This is a genomic window from Endozoicomonas sp. ALC013 (assembly GCF_049310205.1).
In the GTDB taxonomy this organism is placed as follows: domain Bacteria; phylum Pseudomonadota; class Gammaproteobacteria; order Pseudomonadales; family Endozoicomonadaceae; genus Endozoicomonas.
This window is the reverse complement of the sequence record NZ_JBLYNS010000185.1, coordinates 1-7,690: the sequence shown is the minus strand read 5'-3', so window position 1 is coordinate 7,690 and position 7,690 is coordinate 1. Positions and strand designations below refer to the sequence as shown.

Below are 7,690 nucleotides of genomic sequence, written 5' to 3'. Positions count from 1 at the left end.
CACCAGTTTCGCCATGGCCCACAGCAGGTTGGCGATTTCCTGTGGTTTAAAGTCAGCTTTCTGTGCCTTCACGTGGGGCAACAGCGCAGCCACGGCCTCTTTGAGCCCTGGTGTCCGCTCGTGCCCGTTGTCCACCTGCTTTGCCATGGCCCACAGCAGGTTAGTGATTTCCTGGGCACCAATATCACTGGCTTCCGGTTTTTGGTTGCCGTTAAATATGATGGCATCAATTAACGTTGACAATAAGGCAGTTTGAGTACGCTTAACACGCTCATCGAGGGATCTATGAGAGCTAAAAACACCCGCTGAAGTAAATGAATGAAATGTTGTCGTCAGACTTCGCCAATTCCAGCTCCGCGTTACAGTAAAATTTTGCAGCAAACGCATCAGCTGGCTTTGTTCTATTCGATTTAACGGTCTTTTAGCAGCTAACGTGTATTTTTTAATTGAACTGGCATAATGACCGTGATATCTCCCATCATATTCAGGACCGAAACGATTCGATTTATTCACCAGAGTATTGATTGTTTCTTTTTTGATGAGGGAATTAAAATCCTGAGCAAGGTTTACTGAACGGCTCAGTAGATTTTGAGGAGGGCGTGCGCCAGGAGAATGGTAAAATACATTACGCCTCTGGCGGGGGGGATGATCCCGCTGTCTGACTGTACACTCTCTATATCGTCCACGCCTTCCGGAAGCGGCATGGTTATCCGGTTGGTTGTCATTACTACCTGATCTTGCGTATTGACCACTGATATCAGCAGAGGTTCTATGCATAATTATATTTCATTAATTCATGACAATATAAAAAGCAGACTGCGGTTCTGTTCAGAAGTTCATTTTGCTGAAATGTTTATGAGTTTTTTTTCTTTTCTTTTTTCTATTTTTTGGTTTGTCTGTTTGCTTTTCTAAATGTTCCCCGGCGGCTAAATAACGTGGATCTGAGGATTGACACTCTTTGTCGGCGGTAACGTTTGTCTCATCTACGCACTCGATTTTAACTGATGCACTGCCATGGCCCTGTGGTGGGATGGCCACCCTGGTCTTTATTTGATCAATAATTAAATCTGGGTTCCAAAGCTGGTTAACCGGGATTTCAATGACCTCAAATCCTGCTTTTCGCAACAGTGCGATTTTCAGCAGAGTCGACCCATTCCTGGTTTTGAAATCACCACTCACGTAATGAAACTTTCCCTGAATTTCAATCACCATGTTGTGATCTGGCAGTATCAGGTCAACCGGCGGTAATGAGTTCAGGCTCTTTTCTTCTTCAATCTGCAAAGATGGAATGCATGATTGGAGCTGATGGCGAAAGTTGGATTGATGTTTTGATATGAAAGTCTCGTAATGGGGGACGACCGGGGACGCTCTCCCAAGCCAACTTGCGGCCATGGCAATGACGGTTTGTTCCTCTCCATTGTCCGGGGATGTCTTTTCCAGACGAGTAAACAGGTCAACTATGTGCTTTTCAAGCACGTTATTTTTATTGGCATTGGAGACCATAAACAGCCTGGCACAGCATACCATGACTCCCCAGAGAGATATCAATATCCCTTGCTGAGAGAGCTGCGGGTTTTCACTGATTTTGTAGACCAGCGATTCGAACGTAGAGGTAACTGCGTTCAGCTCAACGAGCTCACCCAGTTTCGCCATGGCCCACAGCAGGTTAGCGATTTCCTGTGGTTTAAAATTAGCTTTCTGTGCGTTCACGTGGGGCAACAGCACGGTCACGGCCCGGTTGAGCTCTGGCACCTGTTCTTGCCCGTTGTCACCCAGTTTCGCCATGGCCCACAGCAGGTTTGCGATTTCCTGTGGAATAAACTGGTGTTTCTGAGCACTCACGTGGGGTAACAGCGCGGCCACGGCTTCGTTGAGTTCTGGTGTCTGCTCTTGTTGGTTGTCCACCAGTTTCGCCATGGCCCACAGCAGGTTGACGGTATCCTGGGGATTAAATTGGGATTTCTGTGTGCTCACGAAGGGCAACAGCGCGGCCACGGCCTTTTTGAGTCCTGATGTCTGCTCCAGCCCGTGGTCCACCAGTTTCGCCATGGCCCACAGCAGGTTGGCGATACCTTGTGGTTTAAAGTTAGCTTTCTGTGCGTTCACCTGGGGCAACAGGGCGTCCACGGCTTCTTTGAGATTTGGTGTCTGCTCCTGCCCGTTGTCCAGCAGTTTCGCCATGGCCCAGAGCTGGTTGGCGATGCCCTGTGGTTTAAAGTTTGTTTTCTGTGCGTTCACCTGGGACAACAGGGCGTCCACGGCTTCTTTGAGATTTGGTGTCTGCTCCAGCCCGTTGTCCACCAGTTTCGCCATGACCCACAGCAGGATGGCGATGCCCTGTGGTTTAAAGTTTGCTTTCTGTGCGTTCACGAGGGGCAACAGCGCGGCCACGGCCTCGTTGAGTGCTGGTGTCCACTCCTGTCCGTTGTCCACCAGTTTTGCCATGGCCCACAGCAGGTTGGCGATACCCTGTGGTTTAAAGTGAGCCTGCTGTTCGTTCACGAGGGGCAACAGCGCGGCCACGGCCTCGTTGAGCGCTGGTGTCCACTCCTGTCCGTTGTCCACCAGTTTTGCCATGGCCCACAGCAGGTTGGCGATACCCTGTGGTGTAAAGTGAGCCTGCTGTTCGTTCACGAGGGGCAACAGCGCGGCCACGGCCTCGTTGAGCGCTGGTGTCCGCTCCTTCCCGTTGTCCACCAGTTTCGCCATGGCCCACAGCAGGTTGGTGATACTCTGGGCATTAAATTGGTCTTTCTGTGCGTTCACGCGGGGCAACAGCGCGGCTATGGCCTCGTTGAGCGCTGGCGTCCGCTCCCGCCAGTTGTCCACCAGTTTCGCCATGACCCACAGCAGGTTGGTGATATTCAGAGGAATAAACTGGTCTTTATGTGCGCTCACCTGGGGTAACAGCGCGGCCACGGCCTCTTTGAGTTCTGGTGTCCGCTGCAGCCCGTTGTCCACCAGTTTCGCCATGGCCCACAGCAGGTTGGCAATTGCCCGGGCTTCAATATCCATGGCTTGAGGTTTTTGGTTGCAATTGAATATTATTGCATCAAGTAACGTTGATAATAAGGCAGCTTGAGTAAGCTTAACACTCTGATCCATGGGGTTATGAGGGGTAAAAACGCCCGCTGAAGTCAATGAATGAAGTGTTGACGTCAGGCTTCGCCAATTCCAACTCGGTGTTGCGGTAAAATTTTGCAGCAAATGTATCAGCTGGCTTTGTTCAGTCCTGTTTAACGGTCTTTCAGCATCTAGCGTGTATTTTTTAATTGAAATGGCATATTGCCCGTGATTTCTTCCATCATAACGGTGGCCGAAATGATAGGATTTATTCACCAGATCATCCATTATTTCTGGTTTGATGAGTGCATTAAAATCTTGAGCAGGGTTTACTGAACGGCACTGTAGATGTTGAGAAGGGCATACGTCAGAAGAACGATAAAATTCATTACGCCCCGGGTTTGTGCGGGGGGGATTATGCCACTGTCTGACTGAACAATGTCCATATCGACCACGCTTTGAAGAATCGGCATGATCATTCGGCTGGTTATAATCATTATCCAATCTTGCGTATTGACCACTGATACCAGTAGAGCTTCTGTCCATAATTATATTTCATTAATTCATGAAAATATAAGAAGCAGACTGCTGTGCAGTTCAGAAGTTCATTTTGCTTAAATGTTTATAAATTTAAGCGGTTATTGGCTTTTTTTTCTTCCTTTTTCTTTTTTTGGGTTTGCCTTTTTGCTTTTCTAAATGTGCTTCGGCGGTTAAGTAACGGTGATCAGAGGATTGCCACCCGGTGTTATGAGATGCAAAGGCATGATCCTGTGGCGGGAAGTCCACCCTGGTCTTTATTTGATCAATACATCGTTTTATTGAACCCGGTTTCCAAAGCGTGTTAGTCGGGATTTCAAAGACTTCAAATCCTGCTTTTTGCAACAGTGCGATTTTCAGCAGAGTCGACCCATTCCTGGTTTTGAAATCACCACTCACGTAATGAAATGGTCCCTGAACTTCAATCACAATGTTGTGATCTGGCAGTAGCAGGTCGACTGGCGGTAATGATTTCAGACTCTTTTCTTCTTCAATCTTTAATGATGGAATGCATGATTGGAGTTGATCTCGGACGACGCTTTGAGGTTTTGAAATGATTGCCTGGTAATGGGGGGTGACCGGACACGCTCTTCCAAGCCAACTGGCGGCCATGGCAATGGTGCATTGATTCTCTTCATTATTCGGGGAGGTATTTTTCAGGCGAGTAAACAGGTCATCCATGTGCTTTTCAAGCACGTTATTTTTAGCATGGGAGTCTAGAAACAGCCTGGCACAGCACACCATGACTCCCCAGAGAGACATCCATATCTCTTGCTCAGAGAGCTGAGGGTTGCCACTGATTCGGTAGACAAAAGATTCAAAGGTAGAGGTCACCACACCCAGCTCAACGAACTCACCCAGTTTTGCCATGGCCCACAGCAGGTTGGCGATACCCTGGGCATTAAATTGTTCTTTCTGTGCATTCATGTGGGCAAACAGCGCGGCCAGGGCCGCTTTGAGCTCTGGTGTCTGCTCCAGCCCGTTGTCCACCAGTTTGGTCATGGCCCGCAGCAGGTTGGTGATGCCCTGGGCACTGAATTGGTCTTTCTGTGCGTTTACGCAGGGCAGCAGAGCGGCGACTGCCCCGTTGAGCCCCGGGAGCCACTCTTGCCTGCCGTCTATCAGTTTCGCCATGGCCCACAGCAGGTTGGCGATATGCTGAGGAACCAATTGGTCTCTCTGTGCATTTACGTGGGGTAACAGCGCGGTCATGGCCGCTTTGAGCTCTGCTGTCTGCTCCAGCCCGTTGTCCACCAGTTTCGCCATGGCCCACAGCAGGTTGGCGATATGCTGAGGAATAAATTGGTCTTTCTGTGCGTTCACGCAGGGCAACAGTGCGGCCACGGCCTGGTTGAGCCTTGCTGTCCACTCCAGCCCGTTGTCCACCAGTTTCGCCATGGCCCACAGCAGGTTGGCGATTTCCTGGGCATTAAATTGGTCTTTCTTTATGTTCACGTGTGGCAACAGCGCGGCCATGGTCTCGTTGAGTTCCGGGGTCCGTTCCTGCCCGCTGTCCACCAGTTTCGCCATGGCCCACAGCAGGTTGGTAATACCCTGTGGGTTAAAGTTAGCTGTCTGTGCGATCACGTGGGGTAACAGCCTGGCCACGACTTCTTTGAGCTCTGGTGTTTGCTCCAGCCCGTTGTCCACCAGTTTCGCCATGGCCCACAGCAGGTTGGCAATACCCTGTGGTGTAAAGTTAGCCTTCTGTGCGTTCACGTGAGGCAACAGCCTGGCTACAGCTTTTTTGAGCTCTGGTGTCCACTTCAGTCCGTTGTCCACCAGTTTCGCCAAGGCCCACAGCAGGTTGGTTATTTCCTGTGGTTTACTGTTAGCTTTTTGTGCGACCACTTGGGGCAACAGCGTGGCCAGGGCCTCTTTGAACTCTGGTGTCCGCTCCAGCCCGTTGTCCACCAGTTTCGCTATGGCCCAGAGCAGGTTGGAGATTTCCTGTGGTTTGTTAGCCTGTGCGTTTACGTGGTGCAGCAGCCCGGCCACGGCTTTGTTAAGTTCTGGTGTTCGCTCCAGCCCGTTGTCCACCAGTTTCGCCATGGCCCACAGCAGGTTGGCGATACCCTGGGGATTGAACCGGTCTTTATGTGTGTTTACCAGGGGGATTAGCGTGGCCAGGGTTTCTTTGAGCTCTGGTGTCCGCTCCTGTCCGTTGATCACCAGTTTCGCCATGGCCCACAGCAGGTTGGCGATATCCTGGGCATTAAATTGGTCTTGCTGCGCGTTGACGTGGGGCAGCAGCTCGGCCACGGCTTCGTTGAGCCCTGGGGGCTGCTCCTGCCCGTTGACCACGAATTTAGCCATGGCCCACAGAAGGTTAGCGATTTCCTGTGGATTAAAGCCAACTTTTTGTACGCTCACGTGGGGCAACAACGCAACCAGAGCTTCTTTGAGCCCTGGTATCCACTCCTGCCCGTCGTCCAACAGTTTCGCCATGGCCCACAGCAGGTTAGCGATATGCTGAGGAATAAATTGGTCTTTCTGTGTTTTCACGTGGGGCAACAGTGCAAGCACGGCTTCTTTCAGACCAGGTGTCTGTTCCTGCCCATTGTTCACCAGTTTCACCATGGCCCACAGCAGGTTAGCGATATGCTGAGGAACAAATTGCTCTTTCTGTGTGTTTGCGTGGGGCAAAAGGGCGGCCAAGGCCTTTTTGAACTCTGGTGTCCGTTCCTGCCCGTTGTCCACCAGTTTTGCCATGGCCCACAGCAGGTTGACGATTCCCCGGGCATCGATATCCCTGGCTTCAGGTTTTTGGTTGCACTTGAACGTTATTGCATCAAATAGCGTGGACAATAAAGTAGCTTGAGTGAGCTTAACACGCTCATCCACGGGCTTATGAGGGGTAAAAACACCCGCTGAAGTCAATGAATGAAATGTTGTCGTCAGGCTTCGCCAATTCCAGCTCCGTGTGACTGTGAAATTTTGCAGCAAATGTATCAGCTGGCTTTGTTCAGATCGATTTAACGGTCTTTTAGACGCTGACGTGTATTTTTTAATTGAACTGGCATATAGGCCGTGATCTCTTCCATCATAGTGATGACCGAAACGATCCGATTTACTCACCAGGCCATCCATTATTTCTGGTTTGATGAGCGCATTAAAATCTTTAGCAGGGTTTACTGAACGGAGCAGTACATATTGAGAAGAGCATGGGGCAGAAGAATGGTAAAATCCATTGCGCCCCGTGGCAGAGTGGGGGGGAGTATCCCATTGTTTGACTGTGGCTTGTCTATATCGTCCACGCATTGAAGAAGTGGCATGGTTATCCGGTTTGTTGTAATTCTTGCCTGGTCTTGCGTATTGACCACTGATACCAGCAGAGCTTCTATCCATAACTATATTTCATTACTTCATGAAAATATAAAAAGTAGACTGCTGTTCTGTTCAGAAGTTCATTTTACTGAAATGTCTATAAAACCAGGCCGTTGGGGGATACACATCTACTTCTGATGCCACCAATCCGTTATTTTCAAATCATTTTGGGCAACAGGTATTCAACGCTGGCGCTCCTTCCCTGGAATATGAATACAGTTCTTGAGTCATGAGGAAAGGGAAGAGGTTATTGGCTTTTTTTTCTTTCTTTTTTTTGGTTTGCCTGTTTGCTTCTCTAAATGTTCTTCGGCGGTCAGGTAACAGTGATCTGAGGATTGCCATTCTTTATCGGCGGTAACGTTTGCCTCATCTGCCCACCCGATTTTATGTGATACAGAGCCATGGCCTTGTGGCGGGATGTCCACCCTGGTCTTTATTTGATCAATACATCGTTTTATTGAATCCGGGTTCCAAAGCGTGTTAACCGGGACTTCAATGACCTCAAATCCTGCTTTTTGCAGCAGTGCGATTTTCAGCAGAGTCGAACCAGTCCTGGTTTTGAAATCACCACATACGTAATGAGAGGGTCCCTGAATTTCAATAATAATATTGTGGTCTGGCAGTAGCAGATCAACCGGAGGTAATGAGTTCAGACTCCTTTCTGCTTCAATCTTTAAAGAGGGAATACATGATTGAAGTTGATCGCGGAAGTCGGTTTGAGTTTTTGAAATGGTTGTCTGGTAGTGGGGGACGATCGGACACG

4 protein-coding genes are annotated in these 7,690 nt (G+C 49.5%); all 4 read right to left on the bottom strand.

Going from position 1 to position 7,690, the window contains the following annotated elements; genetic code table 11:
• Positions 1 to 777 (bottom strand): hypothetical protein (locus ACO6V1_RS21390; RefSeq protein WP_422468425.1); only part of this gene is annotated, 777 nt, incomplete at its 3' end.
• Between the two features lie 51 nt (positions 778 to 828).
• Positions 829 to 3,609 (bottom strand): DUF1601 domain-containing protein, encoded by a 2,781-nt coding sequence (locus ACO6V1_RS21385; protein ID WP_422450725.1) that lies wholly within the window; start codon positions 3,607 to 3,609, stop codon positions 829 to 831.
• 84 nt (positions 3,610 to 3,693) lie between these two features.
• On the bottom strand, positions 3,694 to 6,948 hold the full coding sequence (locus ACO6V1_RS21380; protein ID WP_422468423.1) for a DUF1601 domain-containing protein: 3,255 nt from the start codon (positions 6,946 to 6,948) through the stop codon (positions 3,694 to 3,696).
• 206 nt (positions 6,949 to 7,154) lie between these two features.
• Positions 7,155 to 7,690 (bottom strand): RAP domain-containing protein (locus tag ACO6V1_RS21375; protein ID WP_422468421.1); only part of this gene is annotated, 536 nt, incomplete at its 5' end.

Excerpts from the sequence above, each read along its gene's own strand:
- ACO6V1_RS21380 (WP_422468423.1), bottom strand. The coding sequence starts at position 6,948 with ATGGATAGAAGCTCTGCTGGTATCAGTGGTCAATACGCAAGACCAGGC.
- ACO6V1_RS21385 (WP_422450725.1), bottom strand. The coding sequence starts at position 3,609 with ATGGACAGAAGCTCTACTGGTATCAGTGGTCAATACGCAAGATTGGAT.